The sequence below is a fragment of the Paenibacillus kobensis NBRC 15729 genome (assembly GCF_004000825.1).
Taxonomy (GTDB): Bacteria; Bacillota; Bacilli; order Paenibacillales; family Paenibacillaceae; genus Paenibacillus_T; species Paenibacillus_T kobensis.
Genome location: NZ_BILZ01000002.1, coordinates 121,717 through 146,737, shown reverse-complemented (window position 1 = coordinate 146,737; position 25,021 = coordinate 121,717). Strand labels below are relative to the sequence as shown.

Sequence of the window (25,021 nt, the reverse complement as noted above, 5' to 3'; positions counted from 1 at the left end):
AGTTCAACTGGGGGTCCTTAGGGGCCATGCCTCTAAGTTTGTCCCTCCCCCAAAAAAGTTGCAATTGACAAACTTTTTTGGGGATGTACAATGAAAGTAGGCACAATCCTCTATCTAGAGGCATAGAATTACGACATAGATTTTTTTACGATAAAAGTTGACCTAGTGCAAAACCGTTTGCCTAGTACAAATATTAATGATTGAGGTGATTAGTATGGGGAAAGAGACAGGCATTGCAATGCATAAGCAAGGCTGGAGCAGGGAGCAGTCAGGCGTCAGCCTCCCGGAAGTGCACCGTTCCATGAAAATTCCGAAAACCGGGTCATGGTTCCGCAAGTTTCTGGCGTTTGCCGGTCCGGGTTATCTTGTCGCTGTCGGATATATGGATCCCGGCAACTGGGCTACTGATATTGCGGGCGGCTCGATGTTCGGTTATTCGCTTCTCTTCGTGATTCTGTTGTCGAACCTAATGGCAATGCTGCTGCAAGCACTTGCGGGGAAGCTTGGCATCGTGACAGGCCGCGACTTGGCGCAAGCTTGCCGCGATCATTACAGTAAGCCTGTAGCCATTGGATTATGGGTGTTGTGCGAGCTCGCCATCGCCGCCTGCGACTTGGCAGAAGTACTCGGTACGGCAATTGCGCTTAACCTGCTGTTCGGCATTCCGATTATATACGGCGTTCTAATAACCGTTCTGGACGTTTTCCTCGTGCTGTTGCTGCAGAACAAAGGGTTCCGTTATATTGAAGCGCTGGTCATTACGCTTATCGCAACTATCGGTGGATGTTTCTTGGTTGAGATCATATGGGCGAGACCGGACGCAGGCGGCATTGTGAACGGGTTCTTCGCACCGAGCACGGAGCTGTTCACGAACCCGGAGATGCTCTATATCGGCATCGGTATACTCGGAGCGACGGTCATGCCGCACAACTTGTATCTGCATTCCTCCATCGTACAGACGAGACAAATCGAGCAGACTCCGAAAGGCAAGCGGCAGGCGATCCGGTTCGCGACAGCCGATTCGACCTTCGCTTTATCGCTCGCCCTGTTCATTAACGCTGCAATATTGATCATTGCAGCAGCAACGTTCCATACGTCAGGCAATACGGCTATTGCTGAGATCGAAGATGCTTACCATATGCTTGCGCCGCTGCTCGGAACGTCTGCAGCGAGCATACTGTTCGGCGTCGCACTGCTTGCGGCAGGCCAGAACGCAACGCTGACAGGAACGCTGGCGGGACAAATCGTCATGGAAGGCTTCCTCAATATTCGCCTTCCTGCATGGCTGCGCCGGCTAATTACCCGGATGATCGCGATTGTGCCGGCTGTCATCGTAATCGGCATTATGGGCGATTCGGGCACGGTCGATCTGCTGATTCTAAGCCAGGTTATTTTATCCTTGCAGCTTTCCTTTGCCGTTATTCCGCTCGTGAAGTTTACAAGCGACAAAGCGAAGATGGGCGAATTCGCCAACAAGCTGTGGCTGCAAATCACGGCATGGACGATCGCTGTTGTCATCGCCGGACTGAATATTTACTTGCTTGCTCAAACGGTCGGCGATTGGTTCAGCTGACACCAGCCTCTTCTCGAACTCATACATGGAACGAAAAGCCGTGCGCTTCGCTGGTTCGCCAGTGAGGCTGTGTGCGGCTTTTTTTGATTGCTTAAGAACCCAAATTCATGATTTTCCCGAAAATCGGCCGTCTGGTCTTGTGAGCGGCTGAATACGTGCGAATCATTGGCATAATGGAACATCCTTCCCGAATAAAGTGGAATACGGACCGATTACAGCGCTTTGCGCTGTCGGTACGGTTTGACGCAGCTGTTGTCTATCGAATAAGCTATTGCTATATAATTGGAAATTATTTCGTGATTCGTTGAAAATAAAGGAGGTGCGCCTGCTATCGTACGGATCTGCTCTTATGCAGCGTACGGTCGGCAGGGATTCGTTGAGTAGTGACCCGTTACCGTTAATGTTGAAATTGGTACTGGTTGTTTTGTTGGTCATCATGAACGGTTTTTTCGTTGCAGCGGAATTCGCAATGGTTAAAGTAAGGAGCAGCCGCATCGATTCACTCGCCTCTGGCGGCCATCGGCGCGCCTTGTTCGCCTCCCATCTGACGAACAATCTCGATGGTTACTTGTCGGCATGTCAGCTCGGAATTACGCTCGCTTCGCTCGGTCTTGGATGGATCGGCGAACCGGCCATTGCCAGCTTGCTGGAAAAGTGGTTCTCACAGCTCGGATTTCACAGCGAGGTGCTGTCGCATACGATCTCGTTCGCGATCGCTTTCTCGTTCATTACGGTGCTTCATATCGTGCTCGGCGAGCTGGCGCCGAAGACGATTGCCATCCGCAAATCCGAAAGCGTTACGCTGTTGACAGCCGCGCCGCTCGTCTTGTTCCACAAAATCATGTATCCGTTCATCTGGGTGCTCAACGGATTGGCGAACCGGCTGCTGAAGCTTGCCGGCGTCGAGCCAGCCTCCGAACAAGATTCCGCGCATACCGAAGAAGAGATTCGCATCCTCGTCAAGGAAAGCCACAAGAACGGGTTGATCGACAATACGGAACTGACTCTTGTCGACAACATTTTCGATTTTGCCGAGACCAATGCCCGAGAGATTATGATTCCGAGAACAGAGATGGTGTGCTTATACGCTAACCTTTCGTTCGAAGAAAATAAGGCGATTGCTTTGAAAGAAATGCACACTCGATACCCGGTATGCGACGGAGATAAGGACAATATTATCGGGTTCGTGCATATTAAGGACATTCTGAAAGTATCTTCGCAAAATTTGAAAGATGTCCGCACGATTACGCGGCCGATGACGACGGTGCCGGAGTCGATGCAGATCAGCACCTTGCTGAAGCTGATGCAGAAACGCCGGACGCAGATCGCGATTCTAATCGATGAATACGGCGGCACCTCGGGACTCGTGACGCTCGAAGATATTATGGAAGAGATTGTCGGAGAAATTCAGGACGAATTCGACGAGGAACGCCCCGAGCTAGAGAAGAAAGACGATAATACGTACTCCATCAGCGGGATGATGCTTATCGAAGAAGTGAACAGCTACTTCGGCATCGAGATCGAGTCTGACGATTATGATACGATCGGCGGCTGGCTCTATGCGCAGATCGAAATTCCGCCGAAGCGGAATCAGAAGGTAACGACGGATGACGATTACGAGTTCATCGTGGAAGAGACCGATCATTTGCGTATATCGCGCATTAATGTTCGAAGAAGGCGGGATGGCGAGAATGGACAGCCGACGCTGGGGATCGAGCTAGGGTAACCTGCAATCATAGGAAGATCATATATATCAAAAAATAAGCCGTCAGCGGAAGGTTGCAGTAACCTGCCGCTGGCGGCTTATTCGTGTACAGAACTTCGTGAGGATGTCTGCGTGAGATTAAGCGTTCAAGGAGAATGCTGCTTCATTCACAAGCTTCACGCGATTAATGGTACCGCCGCCAAGGCAAACGTCGCCGTCATAGAAGACGACCGCTTGACCAGGCGTAATCGCCTTCTGAGGCTGGTCGAAGACGACGGCTGCCGTTCCGTCCTCGCGAAGCGTAACCGTGACACCTTGATCGGCTTGACGGTAGCGGAATTTCGCTGTACAGCGGATCGACTCTTCCGGACGAGACGGCGCGATCCAGTTGATGTTCTCCGCTTCGAGGCTTTCTGAGTATAGGCGCGGATGCGCATCGCCTTGAACGACGTACAGAATGTTGTTCTCCAAATCTTTGTCCGCGACGAACCAAGGCTCGCCGCTGCCCGAACCGCCGATGCCAAGTCCTTGGCGCTGGCCGAGCGTGTAGTACATCAATCCGTCATGCTGGCCTTTGTCCTCGCCCGATCGCAGATCGATCATCGGACCGGGCTGCGCTGGCAGGTAGCCGCTCAGAAACTGCTTGAAGTTGCGCTCGCCGATAAAGCAGACGCCGGTGCTGTCCTTCTTCTTGGCTGTCGCAAGACCGGCTTCGTCCGCGATGCGGCGAACTTCGGGCTTCGGCAAATGCCCGATCGGGAACATCGCTTTGGCAAGCTGCTGTTGATTCAACTGATGGAGGAAATAAGTCTGGTCCTTATTGTTGTCAACGCCCCGCAGCAGCTTCGTCTCACCGTCCTCGGTCCGCTCGACGCGGGCGTAGTGGCCGGTGGCTAAATAGTCGGCGCCAAGGTCGATTGCCTTTTGAAGAAACTCGCCGAATTTGATCTCGCGGTTGCACATAACGTCGGGATTCGGCGTCCGGCCGCGCTTATATTCATCGAGGAAGTACGTGAATACTTTGTCGAAGTACTGCCGCTCGAAGTTAACCGTATAGTAGGGAATGCCGATCTGGTCGCATACGCGGCGGACGTCTTCGGCGTCCTCCTCGGCTGTGCAGTGACCGAATTCGTCGGTGTCGTCCCAATTTTTCATGAAAATGCCGATAACATCGTAGCCTTCCTGCTTGAGCAGCAGGGCGGTGACCGACGAATCGACGCCGCCGGACATGCCGACAACGACGCGGGTTTCCGCTTTCGATTTGATCATGCTGGCTTACCACCTTCATTGCTAAGAATGTATGTATTGTATCATGCCTCTCTATCTTTTTCATCTTATCGGCCTAGAAGGATGAGACGATGCGCTTATTTTTCATAATAACTTCACGATATTTCTACACGAACACGCTTTGATGTGCTAACATAGAACTGATATGGGAATACAATGATTTAAATGGGCCGCATCGGTCATCCATTATATGAACCATTAGACGCATGGAATGAGGTGCCGTTTTTTGAAAATTTCGACGAAAGGCCGTTATGGCCTCACAATTATGATGGAGCTTGCTGCTAAATTCGGTGAAGGACCAATTTCGCTGAAGAGCATCGCTGAGAAAAACCAGCTGTCGGAGCATTACTTGGAACAACTGATCGCTCCGCTTCGCAACGCAGGATTGGTGAAGAGTGTACGGGGGGCATACGGCGGCTACATATTGTCCAAGTCGGCGGAGAATATTACAGCGGGGGATGTCATTCGTGTACTCGAAGGTCCGATCTCTCCGGTAGACTTCACAGAAGAAGACGATCCGGCGAAACGCGACCTGTGGCTTCGTATCCGTGATGCTATCGCCAGTGTACTGGATTCTACGACATTGTCCGATCTGGTTACGTTCAAGGAAGAAGGACAGATCGACAACTACATGTTCTACATCTAGAGCTCGCGCTTGAATTTATAGATCGCCAATGATTTGAAGTTATTGACTTTGTTTCACGGCCAGGAATTGAGGCGGTACAATGAGAACGTATTATTTCGATCATGCGGCGACTTCGCCGATGCGGCAGGAAGCCATATCGGCGGTAGTCGACGTAATGAACGGCGGGCCGGGCAATCCGTCCAGCATGCATCGTTACGGACGCGAGGCGCGTCAACGCGTCAACCGTGCCCGGGATACGATTGCTGCGTTGATCGGAGCTAAGCCTGCTCAGCTGTTGTTCACCAGCGGCGGTACGGAAAGCGACAATCTCGCGATTATCGGAGCCGCACGGGCGATGAAAGAACTAGGCAAGACGCATATTATTACGAGCGCCGCGGAGCACCATGCGGTGCTTCATGCTTGTCAGTCGCTGCAGCAGGAAGGCTTCGATCTGACGGTTCTGCCTGTCGATCAGAGCGGACAATTGTCCGTTGATGTCGTATGTGATGCGTTGACCGACCGTACAGGGCTTGTCAGTGTGATGTATGCCAACAATGAGGTCGGTACGGTGCAGCCGATCGAAGTAATCGGCGAAGCGGTTAGAGCGCGTGGAGCGCTTTTCCACGTTGACGCGGTACAGGCACTCGGTTCGCTGCCAATCGATCTTAGCAAGCTGCCTGTCGATCTAATGAGCTTCTCCGCACACAAGATCAACGGACCTCAAGGTATCGGCGCGTTGTATATCGCGGGCAACGTTGCGTTGTCGCCGATAATGCATGGCGGATCGCAGGAACGTAAGCGCAGAGCGGGTACGGAGAACGTCGCAGGCATTGCCGGCTTCGCGGCAGCGATGAAGGCAGCGTCGGACGAGCTTTCGTCGCGAAAACTTTTGATGGATCAGCTTCGTCAACAATGGGTAGACCTTATGCATCAAGCGACCGACGGCCATATTGCGGTCAACGGCCACGAGACGGAGCGGCTTTCGCACATTGTGAACATTAGCTTTCTCGGCATCGACACCGAGACGATGCTAATGAACCTTGATATGGCGGGAATCGCGGTGTCTGGCGGCTCTGCATGCACATCCGGATCCTTAGAACGGTCTCATGTGCTGACGGCGATGGGCATAGGCGACGAGAGGTTGATGTCTGCCGTACGATTCAGCTTCGGATTGGGGAATACTTTGGAGGAATTGAACGAAGCGGCGAAATCGGTTGAAACGATTGTCCGCCGGCTGCGTAAATAACCCCCAAGGAGGGCTCTCCTCTTGATTAAGCTGCAGCAGCTGATCGGGTTGCCGGTCGTCGATTTGCATACAGGCAAACAATCGGGCAAAGTGAAGGACGCTTGGTTCGACGAGCACTGGATGATGCAAGGGATTGTGGTGGAATCCGCGAGATGGCTGGCTCCCAAGGATCGAATATTGCCTTGGAACAAAGTCGCTTCTTGCGGCGAAGACGCTATTCTTATCGACGGCAGAGATGCTGTCGTACCGAAGGATAAGTTATGGGCAGGCCGCAGCTTTCAGACCGGACAACCGAAGCTGAGAGATTTGCCTGTTATTACCGTACAAGGAACGCAGCTTGGCCGCGTATCGGATGTTTATTTTGAGCCCATTCAGGGTACACAAATAGTAGGATACGAACTAACGGACGGATTTGTCTCGGATTTGCTGGAAGGACGCAAATGGCTGAGGTCGCCGGAAGAATCGGATACTGTATTACTCGGGGAAGATGCGATTATCGTTCCGGCTTGCTGCGAGGCGCAGCTGTTGCCGGTCGCACCTTCCGATTCGGATATAGGGAGAAATGAAAGATGATGAGATGTCCTAATTGCAATTCCAAAGACATCGGTAAAATCGGTTCCCATCAATATTACTGCTGGGGCTGTTTCATCGAACTGACCGTGAACGGTGAAAAAATGTCGGTGTATCAAGTGGAAGAAGACGGAACGCTCAGTTCGCTGGACGATCTGTTCTTCGAAGAAGAGATGCCGCAAATCCATGCGAACGGCTAACGAGTCTTCGCTTGACGCGGTCCATGTTTAATGACAGAAGCTTACGGGCGCCAATTGGGCGTCCGTTTTGCATTTCTAGACTATTTTTCCGAGCCTAGGATGATCCGGAGCGCTTGTACATATAATGAATTAGTATGCCGCTGTATATGGAAGGAGGCGCGTGCCCGGTGGACCGTTTTACGAACAACCGCATCTTTCGGCTGCTGGTCTATGCGATTCTCGGCCTTATCGTCGTCTATATGCTGCTGTTATTGAAACCGATATTCGTCCAAATCTATACGTTTCTGAGGGCGGTGCTGCTGCCGTTCTTCATCGCGATGATTATTTCGTACGTGCTGAATCCGATCGTGACGATGCTCAGCGACCGCAAGATGCCCAGATCGGTAGCGGTCCTGCTCATCTATGCCGTCTTCTGCGGATCGCTCGTCGTCGTGCTGATGAATATGATCCCGATGTTCATGGGGCAATTGCAGGAGCTGAACAAGCATGCGCCGGAGCTGACGGTTCGAGCGAAAAATTTGGTCGACGATCTGAACAACTCAATGCTGCCGGACAGCATACAGACAGGCATCAACAATTCCATCTATAAAATAGAGAAGAAACTGTCCGAATCCATATTCGGTCTAATCAACAATATCGGCGCGATGGTCAATGTGCTGTTCATTCTGTTCATCATTCCGTTCTTGTCGTTCTACATTTTGAAGGATTTCGAAGTGTTCGAGCGGACCGTTATTACTTATGTGCCGAAGAGCCACCGCCAGCATACCGTCCGGCTTTTCAAAGATATCGACACGGCGCTCGGCAGCTACATCCGGGGACAATTTCTCGTCTGTCTGATCGTTGGCGTGCTGGCCTATATCGGCTATTGGATCATTGGCATGCCTTATCCGCTGCTGCTGGCGGCTGTCGTGGCGGTTACGAATGTCATTCCTTACTTAGGGCCGTTCTTCGGCGCGGCTCCTGCACTGCTCATGTCAGCAACCATATCGGTCAAAATGATGATACTCGTCGTCGTCGTCAACACCGTCTGCCAAATTCTTGAGAGCAATGTCATTTCCCCTCAGGTCGTCGGCCGTACGCTTCATATGCATCCGTTGTCCATTATTCTCGCGCTGCTCGTCGGCGGGGAGTTGGCGGGCATTGCCGGAATGATACTGGCGGTGCCTATCTTTGCCGTATTGAAGGTCATTGTGCAGCACATCTTCGCTTATTATGTTAGGAGACGAACAATTTGACAGCTAATAAAGGACAAGGTTATAATTTAATGAAGTGTGCTTGATTCATAGAATGAAATCTGTGATGAAGTCGAAGTACGCCATAGCCCGTCAATCAGAGAAGGTTCCCTTCACGCTAGTCATCTTAGGCGCGTCGGCTGTAAGGAACCGTTGGCGAAGAATGGCCGAAGCTGGCTTCGGAGAGTGAATGAACTTCACCGGTCCGGAACCGTTAGATTCCGAATGAAGGCGATTGTCCGTCCTATTGTACAGGATTCGTAGGAGAGGACAATAACCAGGGTGGTACCGCGAGATTCTCGTCCCTGTTACTAACAGGGGCTTTTTTTGTTTTTACCGAAAGAATACCGTTCATTTCTAGGAGGCCGATTAACCATGAAAGCTAGTGAAATCCGTTCCAAATGGCTTGCTTTCTTCGAAAGCAAAGGACACCACATTGAACCGAGCGCATCGCTCGTGCCGCATAACGATCCGTCGCTGCTCTGGATCAATGCGGGCATGGCGCCGCTGAAGCCGTATTTTGACGGACGCGTCATTCCGGACAACCCTCGCATTACGAACTCGCAGAAGTGCATTCGTACGAACGATATCGAGAATGTCGGCAAAACGCGTCGCCACCATACGTTTTTTGAAATGCTCGGCAACTTCTCGATCGGCGACTACTTCAAGGAAGAAGTCATTACGTGGGCGTGGGAATTCCTGACGGATAAGAAATGGATCGGCTTCGACCCGAACCGTCTGTCCGTAACGGTATACCCGGAGGATGAAGAGGCGTTCAAATTCTGGAATGAGAAGATCGGCCTGCCAGCAGAACGTATCTACAAGCTGGAAGAGAACTTCTGGGATATCGGCGAAGGCCCTTGCGGACCTTGTACTGAAATATTCTACGACCGCGGCGACAAGTACGGCGATCTGAACGATCCGGAGTGCTGGCCAGGCGGCGAGAACGAACGTTTCCTCGAAGTATGGAACCTTGTATTCTCGCAGTTCAATCATAACAAGGACGGCAGCTACACGCCGCTTCCGAATAAGAACATCGATACGGGCGCAGGCCTCGAACGGTTCGCTTCGATTCTGCAAGATGTCGACTCGAACTTCGATACCGACTTGTTCCGTCCGATGATCGATCAAACATGCGAAATTGCAGGCGTTGCTTACCATGTCAACGCTGAGCACGATATCGCTCTGAAGGTCATTGCAGACCACATTCGTACTGTAGCGTTTGCAGTCGGCGACGGCGTGCTGCCGTCGAACGAAGGCCGCGGCTACGTTATCCGCCGTCTGCTCCGCCGTGCCGTTCGTTACGGCAAATCGCTCGGTGTTGACCGTCCGTTCTTGTTCGAACTGACGAAAACCGTTGGCGACGTAATGGGCGTCTACTATCCGGAAGTTGTTGAGAAACGCGAGTTCATCGAGCGTGTAATCCGTACCGAGGAAGAGCGTTTCCACGAGACGTTGTCCGACGGTTTGACACTGCTCTCCGCTCTTGTCGCTCAAGCTCGCGAAGCTGGCCTCAGCGAGATCAGCGGAGAAGATGCGTTCCGCCTGTACGATACGTACGGCTTCCCGTTCGACTTGACGGAAGATTTCGCGGCAGAGAACGGTATGACAGTTGACCGTGCCGGCTTCGACTCGGCGATGGAAGCGCAGCGCGAGCGTGCTCGTGCTGCACGCCAAGATACGGGCGGCATGAACATACAGGGCGGACCGCTGTCCGAACTCACGGAGAAGAGCGAATTCGTCGGCTATACGGCGTTAACGGCGCAAGGCAAAATTACGGCGATCATCCATGAAGATTCGCTTGTTGATATTGCAGGCGAAGGCAGCCGGGTGCTAGTGCTGCTCGACCGCACGCCATTCTATGCCGAGAGCGGCGGCCAAGTCGGCGACCGCGGCGTTATCGAAGGCAACGGCTTCGTGCTTAACGTCGAAGACGTTACGAAGGCTCCGCACGGCCAACCGGTTCATCATGCTGTCGTTGCAAGCGGTACGATCCGCGTTGGCGAAAGCGTGCAAGCGAGCGTAGCTCGCGATTTGCGCGACGATATTACGAAGAACCATACGGCAACGCACCTTCTGCACAAAGCATTGAAGGAAGTGCTTGGCCAACACGTTAACCAAGCGGGCTCCCTCGTGAAAGCCGACACTCTGCGCTTCGATTTCTCGCACTTCGGCGCGATTACGGAAGAAGAGCTGGCGGACATCGAGCGCCGTGTGAACGAACAGATCTGGATCGGTACGCCGGTCGTGATCGAGAGCATGGCAATCGCGGAGGCGAAAGCGATGGGCGCGATGGCACTGTTCGGCGAGAAATACGGCGACGTCGTTCGCGTCGTGCAAGTCGGCGGCTACAGCATCGAGCTGTGCGGCGGCATCCATGTTGCTAACACGTCGCAGATCGGCACGTTCAAGCTGATTGGCGAGAGCGGCATTGGATCCGGCGTACGCCGGATCGAAGCAGTGACGGGACGCCATGCATACTCGTATATGGAAAGCCAGTTCGAGCTTCTCAAACAGGCAGCCGGCCTCCTGAAGTCGAACACGGCGGACGTGCCGAAGCGCATCGAAGCGCTGTTCGGCCAAGTGAAAGAGCTGAGCCGCGACAATGAGTCGCTGCAGGCGAAGCTGAGCCGAATCGAAGCAGGCTCGCTGATTGACCAAGCGAAGACGGTTGGCGGCGTCACGGTGCTGACAGCAGCCGTAAGTGCGCCAAGCATGGATGCGCTTCGCGGCATTGTCGACGAGTTGAAAGCGAAGCTGCCTTCGGCGGTTATCGTATTGGGCGCTCCGCAAGAAGATAAAGTAAACCTCGTCGCGTCCGTATCGCCGGACCTTGTGAAGAAAGGTCTGAACGCCGGCAAGCTGGTCAAAGAAGCGGCTGCTGTGTGCGGCGGCGGAGGCGGCGGACGTCCAGATATGGCGCAAGCAGGCGGCAAAGACGCATCGAAGCTTACGGATGCATTGAAACTTGCGGAAGAACTAGTTCTTGCGCAAGCAAATGTGATATAGTAATAATTGACACTGCCGTTTAAAGCGGTTTCCAAAGTGAGGTGCTGAGGATGAGCTCGATGGACAAAACGATGAAATTCGACGTCAAGGCGGAAGGATTGGAAGTATCCGCGCAAGAAATTCTGCTCCAGGTGCATGATGCGCTGCAGGATAAGGATTACAATCCAATCAACCAGATTGTCGGCTACCTGTTGTCCGGGGATCCCGCCTATATTCCGCGGCACAACAATGCACGCAGCTTGATCCGTAAGAAAGAACGAGATGAATTGATTGAAGAGCTTGTTCGATTTTACTTAAGCGAACATAAATAAGACGGGAGCCTGGCAACGAATGCGGATTATGGGTCTGGACTACGGCGACCGCAATATCGGTGTCGCGGTCAGCGACGCCTTCGGGTGGACGGCTCAAGGCACGGGAGTTGTTCATCGTAAACGCGAAGGCGGCGAGTTCGACGAGATTGCCGCTCTTGCGAAGGAGCACGAGGTATCGGAGGTCGTGGTCGGTCTCCCGAAGAACATGAATGGCACAATCGGACCTCGTGGTGAAATTTGCATAGCATTTGCTGAGGAACTCCAGCAAAAGCTAAACTTACCTGTTCACCTATGGGATGAACGGTTGACGACTGTTTCTGCGGAACGAACGCTGCTTGAGGCAGATGTCAGCCGTAAAAAACGAAAGCAGGTCGTGGACAAGTTGGCCGCGACACTCATTTTGCAAAACTATCTCGATTCTAAGGCGAAAAGGTGAGGGTGACGATGGCGAATAACAACGAGAACCAATTTGAAGAACCGGAAATCATTTACATTCCGGATGAAGAGGGCAACGAAGAAGAATTCGAAGTCATCATGAAGTTTGAGGTCGACGGCTCGGAGCACAAGTACATGATGGTGGTTCCGCTTGAGTCGAACAGCGAAGAAGAAGACGAAGTCTACGCGTTCCGTTATGAAGAGGAAGGCGATGATTTGAAGCTGTATACGATCGAAGATGAAGAAGAATGGAATATCGTCGAAGAAACGTTCAACACGCTGCTTGGCGAGCTGGAAGAGAGCGACGAAGACTAACGGTTCGGATTGGAATTGAAGGAGGAAGGCTTCGTAATGCAAGAACTTGATATGACGCCGCAGCGCGGAACGAAGCTGCAGGACAAGTATGGGAAGTTCATCGAACTGACTAGCGGGAACGGCACGGAAGAGACGTTCCGCATTATGTCCGAATTTCAACTGGGCCAGCATTATTATGCGGCGCTTCAGTCTGAAGCCATGCGCAATGAAGGCGAAGTCGAGATGCTGCGTCTCATAGAAGGCGACGAGCTGGAGCTCGAGAACATCGAAGACGATGAAGAGTGGGAAACTGCTGCAGAAGCATATGATATGATCTGCTTCGACGATTCGGGCAAGTAACGGATCGCTGTAATCCTTTAAGCCTTACACACTATAGTTGACACGAGCAAGGGCGGCCGACACCGCCCTTTTTCGCGGAAATGGAGGAGCATAAGTTGTCGCAATATCCGCAATCGCACCATGAAGAAGAAGAGGAAGACTACCAGCCGTCCGGGCCAAACAAAAGCCGAATTACGATGTGGGTCATTCTTTCCCTGCTCGGAATTATGGTCATCGGAGCCGGCAGCGTAGCGCTTTATGTTTGGAACGGCCTCAGGCCGACGGCTGCAGGCGACATGAAGCGAGTCGAAGTGAAGAGCGGGATGTCGCCGTTCGAAGTAGCAGAATCGTTGGAGAACGAAGGAATCATTCGCAGCGCATTTATTTTTAAATACTACTTGAAGCTGAAGGATGAAGGGGATCGTTTTCAAGCGGGAAGCTACGACATGACGCCGGGCATGGAGCTGAATGCGGTTATTGCGAAGCTGAATGCCGGAGATATTGTGAAGGCGGAGACGATCAAGTTTACGATACCCGAAGGGTTCACGGCAGCACAGATCGCGGACAAGCTAAGCCAGGAGGGCATCGCGAACAAGGACGAGCTATTAAGTCTAATGGATGCCGATCGCAAATGGGAAGACGTGGATGCCGTGCTGCAAATTCCGTCTGGAATACAAGAAATGCACCGCCTCGAGGGCTATCTGTATCCGGAAACGTATGAGATGAAGAAAGGCTCTACCGCGGAACAAATCATCCAGCGGATGTTGGCGGAGACCGACCGGAAGCTGAATACGCTGCCGGAATTGGACGTTCAATTGGAAGATCGCGGCTTGACGCTGCATCAACTGCTCACGATAGCGTCGCTCGTTGAACGAGAAGTCGTCGTGGACGAGGAGCGTCCTCTCGTAGCGGGCGTTATCTATAACCGTATTAAGCAGAATATGCCGCTTCAAATCGATGCGACCGTACAATATTTGCTTGATAAGCAGAAAGAGCGTCTGATGGAGAAGGACCTTGAAGTCGATAGTCCTTATAATACGTACAAGAATCAAGGATTGCCTCCGGGTCCAATCGCGAGCCCAAGCATGAAGTCGATTCAAGCAGCGCTCAATCCGGAGCAGACGGATTATTTGTACTACGTGACGAAGAAAGACGGTACGCAGACGCATCTGTTCGCGAAGACGTACAAAGAGCATCAACGCAATATTGCGGAAAGCAATGATACAGCTCAGCAATAAAACTTTGATCGCTAACGAATGTTGTTCGTGTATTACGATCGACGGAAGGGACTCGCAGCAACGGCTGCCGGCGTCTCTTTCGTCTTTATCTTTTTTAGTGCATGGTTGTGTTGGAACAGGAGGCATAAGAAGATGACCGTATATAAACCGGAGCTGCTTGTAACAGCTTCGAATTTGGAAGAACTGGAGCGTCTGATGGTAGCGGGCGCGGATGCGTTCGTCGTAGGCGAATCCCGGTTCGCAACGCGGCTTCCGGGACACTTCTCCTTGGAGCAAATCGCGCAAGCGGTGGAGCTGGCGAAGCAGTCGCCGCGCCAAGTCCGGATCTATGCCGCGATGAACAATATTATGGATAACACGCTGCTCGACGCTATACCGGATTACGTACAGGAGCTTGCGCGAATCGGAGTATCCGCTGTCGTATTCGGCGATCCTGCCGTGCTGATGGCGGTTCGCCAATATGCGCCGCAGTTGCAGCTCCATTGGAACGCAGAGATGACATCCACCAACTATGAGACGGCTAATTTCTGGGGACGGCGAGGCGCGACTCGTTTCGTCTGCGCGCGCGAACTCAATATGGAACAGATCGTATCCATGAAACAGCACACAAAGCTTGAAATTCAAGTGCAGGTGCATGGCATGACGAACATCTACCATTCGAAGCGCTCGCTTGTACAAAGCTATATGGACTTTAAAGAACAAACGATTGCGGAAGGCGCTTCTAGCCCGGATGCGGGAATGTATCTGATGGAAGCGGAGAGACCGGATGACCGGTTCCCGATCTATGAGGATACGAACGGCACGCACATCATGAGTCCGGATGACTTATGCATGATCGAGAATTTGCACGAATTGCTGGAAGCGGAGATCGACAGCCTCAAGATTGAAGGACTGTTGAAGCCGATTGAGTATAACGAAACCGTCGTACGGGCTTATCGAGCCGCGATTGATGCCTACTGCAGCGATCCGGCAACCTACCAGTTCCGCGACGAATGGCTGGAGAGCATACAGGCGGAGCAGCAGCAAGGCCGCGAGCTAAGCTATGGATTTTTCTTTAAAGAACAAGTGTATTAATCGATAAGGGACTAAGGATAGAGGTGACTTCACATGAGTAATTCGGCAACGGAACCTAAGCATATGCTCAAAGGCAAACGGTATCGTCTGGGCAGACCGGAGCTGCTGGCTCCAGCAGGTAACTTGGAGAAGCTGAAATTCGCCGTTCACTATGGCGCGGATGCAGTATATATCGGCGGACAGAAGTACGGCTTGCGCTCCAACGCGGATAATTTCAGCTTCGAAGATATGCGCGAAGGCGTCGAATTTGCAGCGAAATATGGCGCCAAAGTGTTCGTGGCGACGAACATTTATGCGCATAATGAAGATATCGAAGGGCTGGAAGACTACTTGCGCAGCTTGGAAGAGGCCGGTATCGCAGCGATTATTGCGGCTGATCCCGTCATTGTCGAGACGGCGCTGCGCGTTGCTCCGAAGCTGGAGGTTCATCTAAGCACTCAGCAATCGACACTGAACTGGCAGGCTGTGAAGTTCTGGAAGGACGAGGGATTGCCGCGTGTCGTGTTGGCGCGTGAAGCAAGCCTGGAGGAGATCGCCGAGATAAAAGCACATGTCGATATCGAGATTGAAGCTTTCATCCATGGCGCGATGTGTTCGTCGTTCTCAGGGCGCTGCGTGCTGTCGAACCACTTCACGGACCGGGACTCGAACCGCGGCGGCTGCTGCCAATCTTGTAGGTGGAAGTACGATCTGTTCATTGATGCGGAGCAATTCGAGGATGGCGGAGAGCAATTCACGATGGGCTCCAAAGATTTGTGTATGATCGAGCACTTGCCGGAGCTGATCGAGGTCGGCATCGACAGCTTCAAGATTGAAGGAAGAATGAAGAGCATCCACTATGTTGCCAGCGTCGTCAACGCCTATCGGCAAGCGATCGATGCCTACTTCGAAGATCCGGAAAGCTACGTGTTGAAGCCGGAGTGGTTGGAAGAAATTCAGAAGGCGGCGAACCGGCCGCTGAACACCGGATTTTTCTTCCAGACGCCTGGTTCCGGCGAGCATATCTACGAGCCGGAGGATAAGGCTGCGCCGTACGATTTCGCAGGTGTCGTCCTTGACTATGAGGAATCGACGGGTATTGCAACCGTGCAGCAGCGCAATCATTTTAAGCCGGGCCAGCAGGTGGAATTCGTCGGTCCAGGCGGCACATTCTTTAAGCAGACGGTTGGTGAAATTACGGATGCCGATGGCAATACGCTCGATGCGGCACGCCATCCTCTGCAACCGATACGGATGGAAGTCGAACAGCCGGTTAAGCCGATGGATATGATGCGTAAACGGATCGGCAAAGGCCAATAAACGAGTCCAACAACGAGTAAGTCTTTATGACCAGTACAATGAGGTTGTGATCATTGGAAGTGGTTATAAAGGCTTATTTTTTTGTTGAGATCAACGGGATACACCTCGTCGATTTGCAACGTTTCGTAAGCAGAAGAGGGCGGCCTGTGTGCAGAGCGCGCTGCCCCTGACGGATAGGTTGCACATAAGGCTGAAAGGCGGCAAACTGCTTGTCGTTATGCAGAGAAACGATTCGACAGCGAAATTTATTTTTTCTCGTAAAATATTAAAAAAATGTGTTTATCAAGCCTGATAGGGCTTACAATCAGGTTGATAAAATCCGATATATATGGTGCATCTATTTTTTAGTGCGTAAGTATGCCTTATGAGTCATAAGGAGTACGCATATATTTCGAGAGCGGGCGGTGTGACATCTATGTTGAAAAAGGTGAAAAAGCCGAAAGCGGGTAAATCAGAGGGTCAACAACAAGAATCGCTGCAAACACAGCAGATGCAAGAGACACAGCAAGCACAAGAAAAGAAAGCATCCAAATTTGCAAAAGGTAAAGTATCGATTCCGAAGCCCAAGCTGAACGGCAGCTGGAAAGAAGCCAAATGGGCGAATCCGCAGCGCTCGGTCGGCGCTAAGCTGTTTTTGTTCATTCTGACGAGCATTCTGGCATGCGTACTTGTCGTCGGGATTCTCGCATACAACACGTCGAAGGGGATCATTCGCAACAATGCGATGGATTCTAACTTTCAGACGATCGAGCAAGCTGCAGGCAAGCTGAATCTGATGTTCGATAATTTCGATGCGCAAACGCTTCAAGTCATGGTAGACGGCGATATTCAGGAGGAGCTCAGCAAATTGCGCGATGCTCAACTTGAGCAGTTCGAACGCTTCGAAGCGTCGACTCGGATTCAAAAGATGCTAGAGGAGTACGTGCTCAGTAACAGCTCGCTGAAAGGCGGATACTTAATCCCGTTGGAAGATGGCGGCTTTTCACTCGGCAGCTCAACGCTCGATCGTAAAGAGCTAGAAGCTACGGAATGGTACAAAAGAGCGGTCGAGGCGAACGGACAATCCATCTGGATTCAATCGTCGGTCAAAGGACCTTCCGGCAAGTCGAACGAGCCTGTGCTCGGCATTGCACGTGTGCTGAAGAACAATACCACAAGCGAGCCGATGTTCGTACTCTTGTTCGAAATTAAGCTGAGTGTCATCGAGAAAACAATTGGCGACATTTCGCTAGGCGATGGCAGCTCGGTATCGCTTGTCGATGCAGAGAACCGTTACGTGCTGAATCCGAGTGCTGCGGATAATGCGACGCTTGGCAAACCGAGCGACGTCGAGATCCCGACCGAAGGCGATATGGCAGAGAAAGGCTCTCTCGAGTTGGACGACTCGGAAGGAAACAGCGTGCTTGCCGCATACTCGACCTTCAATAACGCAGGATGGAAGATAGTCGGTAAGACACCTGTTGAGCAGCTTGTGAAGGATGCTCAGCAAATTTACGTCCTGACTTTGATCGTGACAATTATCGCTGCGCTTGTTGCAGTTGCAATCTCGTACGTGTTAATCCGTACGTTCGCGCATCCGCTTGTGAAGCTTCGCAACTTGATGAACGAAGGCGAACGCGGCAACCTGAGTGTTCGGCTGTATCTGAACCGGAAGGACGAGATCGGCCAATTGACCGACAGCTTTAACCGGATGATGGCCGAAATTACATCTCTCGTCGAGAAGACGAACTTGTCCGCTAACGATGTTCTTGCAACGGCAAGCGAACTGACGGAAGCGTCCCGCAAAACAGCTGTTTCTGCGAAAGAGATCGCAGTCGCAACGGAAGAAATTGCTGGCGGCGCAACGAGCCTCGCGATGGAAGCAGAGCGCGGAAGCGATCTGACGGGAACGATCAACGAGCAGATGAAGTCGGTGCTCAGCTCGAATCATTCGATGGAGCAATCCGCTGCGGCCGTTGAACAGGCGAGTGAACAGGGCAGCAACTATATGAACGTCCTCATCGAGAAAACAGGCGTGACGGAAGAGATGACACGCAACATGGTCAGCAAGGTTGATAAGCTGAAAGATTCGACTTCGTCGATCCGTAAAATTCTCGATGTCCTGAACAACCTGACGAAACAGACGAACATCTTGTCCTTGAATGCAACGATTGAGGCAGCGCGCGCAGGAGCGGCGGGCAAAGGCTTTATGGTCGTCGCAGACGAAATTCGCAAGCTCGCTGATCAGTCACGTCATTCGATCGATATTGTCGGTCAGATTACGGAGACGATCCAGCGTGAAATCGACGAGACGGTGCAGGTGCTGTCGGAGGCTTATCCGATTTTCCAAGAGCAAGTATCGTCCGTTAAAGAATCGAACCAAATCTTCTTGGCTGTACAAGGCCATATGAACCGTTTCGGCGAAAGCCTCACTTCGGTTACGGCAGCTATCGGCAAGCTCGATGAGTCGCAAGCGGTATTGTCGGATGCAATGAGCAGCGTAAGCGCGGTCGCTCAGCAATCGTCGGCAACTTCCGAAGAAGTCGCATCGCTGAGCAACGAGCAGCTGAGCATCAGCGAAAGCCTCGTGAAGCTGTCGGGCAAACTCGAAGACGTATCGAACAAATTGCAAGATTCGCTGTCCAGGTTCACGACGACGGGCTCGAACGACAACAAATAAGTTTAACAAGCCGCCTCAAAGTCAGGATCATCCGACTTTGGGGCGGCTTATTTTTTGTGGGAAAATTGCTGTCAAGACAACGGAGCTGAAGTAATTGCTGTCAAACGCAACTGCGCAGTCGAATGTTCTTCCGATCGCTGTTGTTTTCGGATTCCTTTTGAACAATTAAAGCAAGGTGGGAATCCGAAAACAAAGGCGACCGCTGACGCTTCTTCAGAATCATTCGTCTGCTCCGTTGTCCCTGCAGCAATTTTTAGGTGGGATACAATGGTCGTCATTGCCGTTATCAATCGGCTTGACGACAAAAAAATTCTGCTTGTGAATATTCATAACGCAATCGTAAGACCATTAACTTTCGGTTTACCTAGCCTCTAAGCGTCCCTTACGTTAGTTTTTCCCACACCGTACGGAGCAAGCGAATGATAATGTTACTATCCATTTCCATACCGAACGGAGCAAGCGAATGATTCTGAAGAAACGAAGTGGTCGCCTTTGTCCTCGGATTGTCACCGCTTAGCGGTATTACAAATTCAAAACAATCTGAGGACAACAGCGATCGTAAGAACATTCGCTTGCGGAGTGGAAGTGTGTGGAGGACTATTCATTCGCTTGCGGAGTGAGCCTGACGTTTGAGTCCAATCCTTGAGGCAATACTGATCAGTAGAAGCGATACAGGTGCGGAAAGGGATGCGAACGTTGCGAAGAAGATTAATGACGCTGGGCGTCATCATGACCGTGTTGTTCGGCATTTGTATATGGCGGCTGGGCATGATTGAGCTATGGCCAGCAGCCAGTCATAGCATGGCGGCAGATGTGGCCAAACAATCGGTTGCCCAGCGTGACAGCGAGCTCATTATCGATACGGGAAGAGGAGATTTCGTCGATCGGTACGGCACGCAGCTGACAGGAGAAACGATTCAAGCGCTTGCTGTGTTTCCGTTAGCCTCTTATACCCGCGGAGATAAGGTTCAGCTGGAGAATATGGCATCCATACTCGGCATTACGCTCGATCAGCTTCAAGCTTATTTGAGCGGCATTAAACAGCCTGGTTATTGGACCGTACCGGGGACAGCGCATCCCGCTGCGCTGTCCGACGAGCAAGTGAAACAGTTCAGTTCTATCCGTGTGAACGGAGTTCGCGTCGTACCTTATCGTCTGCGATACACGGCTCCATATCTTGCTGCGCATACACTTGGTTTTATTAGCCAGCACCCAGAACGGGTGAAGTCCGCATACGGGCACGAATATGCATCGGGTACGATGAAGCTGGATGCAATAGTAGGCGGAGCTGGGCTGGAGCTGTCGCTTGACCGACTGCTGCGTGGAGGGAAAGAGACGATTTTATCGTATTACACCGATGCGGCAGGACAGCCGTTGAGCGGCCTAGACTTGCGCGTAACAGGCCCCGTTAACCCGATGTACCCGCTTGCGATTGTGACGACGCTGGATGCGAAGCTGCAGTCGTCAATCGAAGCCTATGTCGATCGGAAGGGGCTCAAGAAAGGGGTCGTCGTCGTACTGGATACGGGCAGCGGAGACATTGCGGCTATCGTATCCCGTCCGAAGCTTAATCCAGAACAGATCGGATTGCCGGGAACCGATACGGTGAATCGGGCGCTGAGAGCGGTTGAGCCAGGGTCGATCTTTAAGATCGTCACTGAGGCAGCGGCGCTGGAAGCCGGCGTGTCGAAACCGAACGAATCGTTCCACTGCACAGGGGAGTACGGACGGTATGGATTATCGGATTGGAAGAAAGGCGGACATGGCGATTTGACGCTGCGGGAAGGACTGGCACACTCCTGCAATATTGTTTTCGCCGATATAGCAGAACGGTTGACGCCGCAGCAATTGCTCGATACGGCTGTCCGTCTTGGACTCGGGCGGCAGGCGGGCTGGTCCAGCGACCGTGCTGTCGGACCGCTGGCAGGTCCGCTGCGATTGCTGCCGGAGGAAGAGGCTAGCGTTATTTTCAAAACAGTGCCTGCATCGTTCGACGGAGGGTTAATGGCGCAGACGGGAATCGGACAGCGCGATGTGCGGATCTCGCCGTTGCAAGCGGCCAATATGATCGTTTCCATTGTCAATCAAGGGCGTGTAATGGAGCCAAGAATTGTAAGCGAAATCCAATACGCGAATGGTCAGCGGTTCGCCAAGCTGCCAGTCCAGGCAGCACCAGCGCCGAAGGGCCGATTGTCGCCAGCGACAGCACAAGAGCTCATGAACGGGATGGAGCTTGTGGTGAAATCCGGTACGGGACAATCCATTCAAGATGGAATATGGGAGGCGGCTGGGAAGTCCGGTACGGCGGAGGTGGTTCGAGAAGGGGTAGACCGTGTCAATCAATGGTTTATTGGGTATGGTCCAGTTCGCAAACCGCGCTATGCCGTTGCCGTACTCGCGGAGGACCGACCGCCGAACAGCGGGAACGAAGCGAAGCAGTTGTTCAGGGGCATTCTTGATATTGCAGCTAAGCTGCAGTAATAAAATAAGGTTGGGTTATGAGGATCGGATCGTCCCTCGTGCCCAACCTTTTTGTGCTTAGTAAAAGAAGACTTACTTAGATTCTTCCTCAACAACATGCGTTTGGTCGGAAGAGTCGAATTCTCCTTGCGGCATCCGGATCCACCGGTGGAAATACCGCTGATCGTATAGTGCTTTCATAAGAATGATCAGAATCGGGGACATAATAACACCTGCAATGCCGAACAGCGACAGCGAGATAATCATGAACGTGAGCATTGTAAATGCCGATACGCCTAAGGTGTCGCCTGTAATCTTGGGTTCGAGAATTTGACGGGTAACAACGACAACGAGAAACAGAGCGGATACCCAAATCGCAAGCGTCGTATTGCCGACAATGAACATATAGATGATCCATGGAATGAATACCGTTCCGACGCCAAGCAGCGGCAAAATGTCAAATATCGCCGAGACGAACGAAATCATAAACGCGTTCTTGACGCCTAGCACCATCAAAGTGATGAAGATGACGACGAACGTGATGGAAACGAGCTTCAACTGCGATTTCAAGTAACCGCTAATGCCTTTGAAGACGTTATCGCGCAAAAAATAAAAAGCTTTCTTGAACGTTCGCGGTGTTTTCTCCTCAGCCGTTCTCTTCCAATCCTTAATCTCGACGCTCAAGAAGTAGGCTAAGATGATGCCGATCGAGAAGTTAAAGACGAACGTCGAGAAGCTTGTCAAATAGCGTGAAATGGTCAGCAAGAAATCAGTAGCGAACGATTGTCCCTTCTGGGTGACGTAATCGACGACCTGATCGAATTGAGCGACCATCTCCGGCGACAGCGAGTCGTATTTGGAAGAAAACCAATCGGATTGGGATGACACCTCGTCCTTCATAATCTGCTGGTACTCCGGCAGGTTATGAATGAGGTTCTTCGCTTGATCGGCTATAATATATCCGGCGCCTAAGAACAAGCTAATGATGACGAGCGTGAACAACAGGACGCTGATGGCCGACGCGATCGATTTCTTCATCCCGAGCTTATTGAGCCAGCGGGCCGGCGGTTCGATAAACAAGTAGACGACGAATGATAAAAATACAGGCGTAGCCAGCTTATACATAAAGCTGAAAGCATACATGATCAAGTAGACCGTGAGCGCAATCAGCGCGATGTCGAAGGCGGTGCGCCAATATTTTTTGTAAAATATGATCATGAATGTTGCTCCTTATTGGTATAGAATTTACAGTTAAAGACTATTCCATTGTACTACAATTTGCATTTAGGTGCCTATTTTTTGTTGTTGTATGATACAATTAGAGATAGTCTTAATCGAGCTATTGGTATTCGCAAGTGAGCAGTGAAACAATATTAATCGAATCTGGTGGGACTAATCGATGCAAAACCTTCTTATTCTGCTTTTTTATGGACTTACCTTTTATGCTTTTCTGCCTGGTCTGATCAGCCGGCTGTTCGGATTTCGCGTGTTCAAGCGCGGCCGGGCCAAGCGCGAAATTGCGCTCACGTTCGATGACGGTCCGGACCCGAGGTATACGCCGCAGTTATTGGATTTGCTGCAGCGCTACGGCGCGAAGGCGACATTCTTCGTCGTAGGCGCACATGCGGAGAGACATCCCGAGCTGTTGAAACGGATGCAGGATGAAGGTCATGTAATCGGCGTTCACAATTATGAGCATAAGACGAATTGGCTTATGCGGCCGAAGACGGTGAAGCGGCAGATTGAACGGACGAACGAGATCATTATGAATGCGACGGGGCAGAGAGCCGTCTATTACCGCCCGCCGTGGGGTATCGTCAACATTTTCGATTATTCCTTACGTAATTTGCAGATTATACTATGGTCCTCCTTGTTCGGGGATTGGCGATATAAAGTAGGGGCGAAGCAACTGGAGCAGCGCATGATGAAGAAGCTTCGTCCGGGAGAGGTTATGCTGCTGCACGACTGCGGCATGACGCCAGGCGCAGACGAGAACGCGCCAGAGAATATGCTGAAGGCGCTGGATAACGTCATGCGCGAAGGCGTACGGCGGGGCTTCCGCTTCATCGCGATTGATGAGATGATCGGTTTGACCGAGAAGGCAAGAGCGCTTGTGCCGAAGAGGTCGAAGCGGATCATGATCGGACTGTGGCTAACGTGGGAGAAACTGTTCCACTTGACGTTCCGAACCAAGCCGATCGGTTCGCCGGATCCGTCATTTCATTACCGGGTTATTAAATACCATGGCCGCACGCTGTCTCTCTCGGGTGGCCGGGAACTGGTAAACGGCGATCCGATCGTCGAGCTGCACTTCGATAATAAGCTGCTGATGGAGCTTGCGCATAAGTCCGCTTCACCTGTCGCGACAGCGATACGACTAGTGCGGGAGATGGAGAAGCGTCTTCCGATTATGGCAATGACGATTGCAGAAGACGCTGAGGCACGTCGAGCAAAGGCTGTGTACGGTGTGACGATGATTCACCGCGGTGCTGACCGGATGGGCTTTCAAGTTCATCCGCTGCCTGATGGACTGTTCGCGAGAATGTCCAAGATATATTTGCACATTCTGATGCGCATACTGACACCGCCCTCCAAGCCGGGCAAGAAGAGCGAACGTCATGCTGTCGAGATGGCTCCTCATATTGTGCTGTTCGATATGCCGGATATATTGAATCTGGCTGCTGCTGCGCATGGGGAAGGCGGCGAATCGTTCAAGCATGCACCGGGCACGCGTAGAACGAACGAGCGACTGATTCAACCGCTGCCTAATCGGATGGAGCTTAATGAAGAACTGGAGGGCGCTGCAGTCGGTAAATCCGGTTTGTAAGTAGCTCTTCCCATATAAGATGTACAGCCGTTATCTCTAACGCAAAGGAGATAACGGCTTTTTGCTTTAATTCTTTAAACAAAGAATGGAACATTCTGTTGGAATATATTAGAATGTAGGGGTTGCTAGGCTGGATGAGATGAATAGAAATGGGGTAATGACCAATATGGCGTTGTACATTGCAGGCTATGCTGTGTTTATTGTTCTCATGGTGTTGGTGATCATAGGATTTACGAATCAATACCGAGCAGGGGCGAGAATTGCTGCAGGATATATTAGATTCAGGCAGCACATGCTGCTGCTTGCCTTGTCGGTTGCGGCAATTGTAATGTGGGCCACGCTAATGATTCAAGACAGCTATTCATATTTGATCGTATTCGCATGGTTGCCGGTTAACCTGTTTGTTACACCTTCCGTGCTTGGCGAGAACGGCTTGAAAGGCGGTCTTGGATTCATTCCCCGCGATCAGCTTCTCGATTATTCGATTGAGGCAGACGGCCGTTCTCCTGTAAAAGTTCACTTCAAGGTGCAAGGACAACAAGAACGGGTTGTGATGAAGGTTTATACGAAGCAAGCGGCGGAACTGGATCAGAAGCTGGCGCAATATTTTCAAGCAAGAAGCGCACAATAACGCAGAA

At 51.7% G+C, this 25,021-nt stretch carries 21 protein-coding genes; 19 read left to right on the top strand and 2 right to left on the bottom strand.

Annotated features, from left to right (window positions below; genetic code table 11):
* The first annotated feature begins 214 nt into the window (after positions 1-214).
* Both PKO01S_RS02265 and PKO01S_RS02260 read left to right on the top strand, forming a co-directional pair.
* The gene (locus PKO01S_RS02265) at positions 215-1,573 is read left to right on the top strand and encodes an Nramp family divalent metal transporter (protein ID WP_127529668.1); all 1,359 of its coding nucleotides are present in this window, start codon (positions 215-217) and stop codon (positions 1,571-1,573) included.
* Positions 1,574-1,973: 400 nt separating this feature from the next.
* Positions 1,974-3,299, top strand: a complete 1,326-nt coding sequence (locus tag PKO01S_RS02260) for a hemolysin family protein (protein WP_246070415.1) — start codon at positions 1,974-1,976, stop codon at positions 3,297-3,299.
* Between the two features lie 117 nt (positions 3,300-3,416).
* On the opposite strand, the gene mnmA is transcribed toward PKO01S_RS02260, so the two are convergent.
* Positions 3,417-4,547 carry a tRNA 2-thiouridine(34) synthase MnmA gene (gene mnmA / locus PKO01S_RS02255; protein ID WP_127529666.1) on the bottom strand — a complete coding sequence of 377 codons (1,131 nt, stop codon included), beginning with the start codon at positions 4,545-4,547 and terminating at the stop codon, positions 3,417-3,419.
* A 244-nt stretch (positions 4,548-4,791) separates the two neighbouring features.
* Between mnmA and cymR the strand changes: the two genes are divergently transcribed.
* The 15 genes from cymR (at position 4,792) to PKO01S_RS02180 (ending at position 21,577) form a co-directional block, all read left to right on the top strand.
* The gene (cymR, locus tag PKO01S_RS02250; protein WP_127529665.1) at positions 4,792-5,211 is read left to right on the top strand and encodes a cysteine metabolism transcriptional regulator CymR; all 420 of its coding nucleotides are present in this window, start codon (positions 4,792-4,794) and stop codon (positions 5,209-5,211) included.
* Between the two features lie 79 nt (positions 5,212-5,290).
* Positions 5,291-6,436 (top strand): cysteine desulfurase family protein, encoded by a 1,146-nt coding sequence (locus tag PKO01S_RS02245; protein WP_127529664.1) that lies wholly within the window; start codon positions 5,291-5,293, stop codon positions 6,434-6,436.
* 21 nt (positions 6,437-6,457) lie between these two features.
* Positions 6,458-7,009, top strand: a complete 552-nt coding sequence (locus PKO01S_RS02240; protein WP_127529663.1) for a PRC-barrel domain-containing protein — start codon at positions 6,458-6,460, stop codon at positions 7,007-7,009.
* Entirely contained in the window at positions 7,006-7,206 is a 201-nt protein-coding gene (locus tag PKO01S_RS02235) for a hypothetical protein (RefSeq protein ID WP_127529662.1), read from the top strand. The genes PKO01S_RS02240 and PKO01S_RS02235 overlap by 4 nt, the downstream gene beginning before the upstream one ends.
* Positions 7,207-7,373: 167 nt before the next feature.
* The gene (locus tag PKO01S_RS02230) at positions 7,374-8,441 is read left to right on the top strand and encodes an AI-2E family transporter (protein ID WP_127529661.1); all 1,068 of its coding nucleotides are present in this window, start codon (positions 7,374-7,376) and stop codon (positions 8,439-8,441) included.
* A gap of 372 nt (positions 8,442-8,813) precedes the next feature.
* On the top strand, positions 8,814-11,447 hold the full coding sequence (gene alaS, locus PKO01S_RS02225) for an alanine--tRNA ligase (RefSeq protein WP_127529660.1): 2,634 nt from the start codon (positions 8,814-8,816) through the stop codon (positions 11,445-11,447).
* A 50-nt stretch (positions 11,448-11,497) separates the two neighbouring features.
* Positions 11,498-11,758, top strand: a complete 261-nt coding sequence (locus PKO01S_RS02220) for an IreB family regulatory phosphoprotein (RefSeq protein WP_127529659.1) — start codon at positions 11,498-11,500, stop codon at positions 11,756-11,758.
* Between the two features lie 19 nt (positions 11,759-11,777).
* Complete coding sequence (gene ruvX / locus PKO01S_RS02215) at positions 11,778-12,194, top strand: Holliday junction resolvase RuvX (RefSeq protein WP_127529658.1); 417 nt, start codon at positions 11,778-11,780, stop codon at positions 12,192-12,194.
* Between the two features lie 8 nt (positions 12,195-12,202).
* Complete coding sequence (locus tag PKO01S_RS02210) at positions 12,203-12,508, top strand: DUF1292 domain-containing protein (RefSeq protein ID WP_127529657.1); 306 nt, start codon at positions 12,203-12,205, stop codon at positions 12,506-12,508.
* Positions 12,509-12,544: 36 nt separating this feature from the next.
* Positions 12,545-12,847: a DUF1292 domain-containing protein gene (locus PKO01S_RS02205; RefSeq protein ID WP_246070414.1), complete on the top strand. Its 303-nt coding sequence runs from the start codon at positions 12,545-12,547 to the stop codon at positions 12,845-12,847.
* A 95-nt stretch (positions 12,848-12,942) separates the two neighbouring features.
* The gene (mltG, locus tag PKO01S_RS02200; RefSeq protein WP_407669613.1) at positions 12,943-14,064 is read left to right on the top strand and encodes an endolytic transglycosylase MltG; all 1,122 of its coding nucleotides are present in this window, start codon (positions 12,943-12,945) and stop codon (positions 14,062-14,064) included.
* Between the two features lie 132 nt (positions 14,065-14,196).
* Positions 14,197-15,138, top strand: a complete 942-nt coding sequence (locus PKO01S_RS02195; protein ID WP_127529656.1) for a peptidase U32 family protein — start codon at positions 14,197-14,199, stop codon at positions 15,136-15,138.
* A 33-nt stretch (positions 15,139-15,171) separates the two neighbouring features.
* Entirely contained in the window at positions 15,172-16,437 is a 1,266-nt protein-coding gene (locus PKO01S_RS02190) for a peptidase U32 family protein (RefSeq protein WP_174818535.1), read from the top strand.
* Between the two features lie 415 nt (positions 16,438-16,852).
* The gene (locus PKO01S_RS02185; protein WP_246070413.1) at positions 16,853-19,096 is read left to right on the top strand and encodes a methyl-accepting chemotaxis protein; all 2,244 of its coding nucleotides are present in this window, start codon (positions 16,853-16,855) and stop codon (positions 19,094-19,096) included.
* A 687-nt stretch (positions 19,097-19,783) separates the two neighbouring features.
* Positions 19,784-21,577: a peptidoglycan D,D-transpeptidase FtsI family protein gene (locus tag PKO01S_RS02180; protein WP_127529655.1), complete on the top strand. Its 1,794-nt coding sequence runs from the start codon at positions 19,784-19,786 to the stop codon at positions 21,575-21,577.
* Between the two features lie 72 nt (positions 21,578-21,649).
* Here the strand turns inward: PKO01S_RS02180 and ytvI are convergent, their stop codons facing one another.
* The gene (gene ytvI / locus PKO01S_RS02175; RefSeq protein ID WP_127529654.1) at positions 21,650-22,774 is read right to left on the bottom strand and encodes a sporulation integral membrane protein YtvI; all 1,125 of its coding nucleotides are present in this window, start codon (positions 22,772-22,774) and stop codon (positions 21,650-21,652) included.
* A 181-nt stretch (positions 22,775-22,955) separates the two neighbouring features.
* Between ytvI and PKO01S_RS02170 the strand changes: the two genes are divergently transcribed.
* The gene (locus PKO01S_RS02170; protein WP_127529653.1) at positions 22,956-24,383 is read left to right on the top strand and encodes a polysaccharide deacetylase family protein; all 1,428 of its coding nucleotides are present in this window, start codon (positions 22,956-22,958) and stop codon (positions 24,381-24,383) included.
* A gap of 139 nt (positions 24,384-24,522) precedes the next feature.
* Entirely contained in the window at positions 24,523-25,014 is a 492-nt protein-coding gene (locus PKO01S_RS02165; protein WP_127529652.1) for a hypothetical protein, read from the top strand.
* Positions 25,015-25,021: the final 7 nt, after the last annotated feature.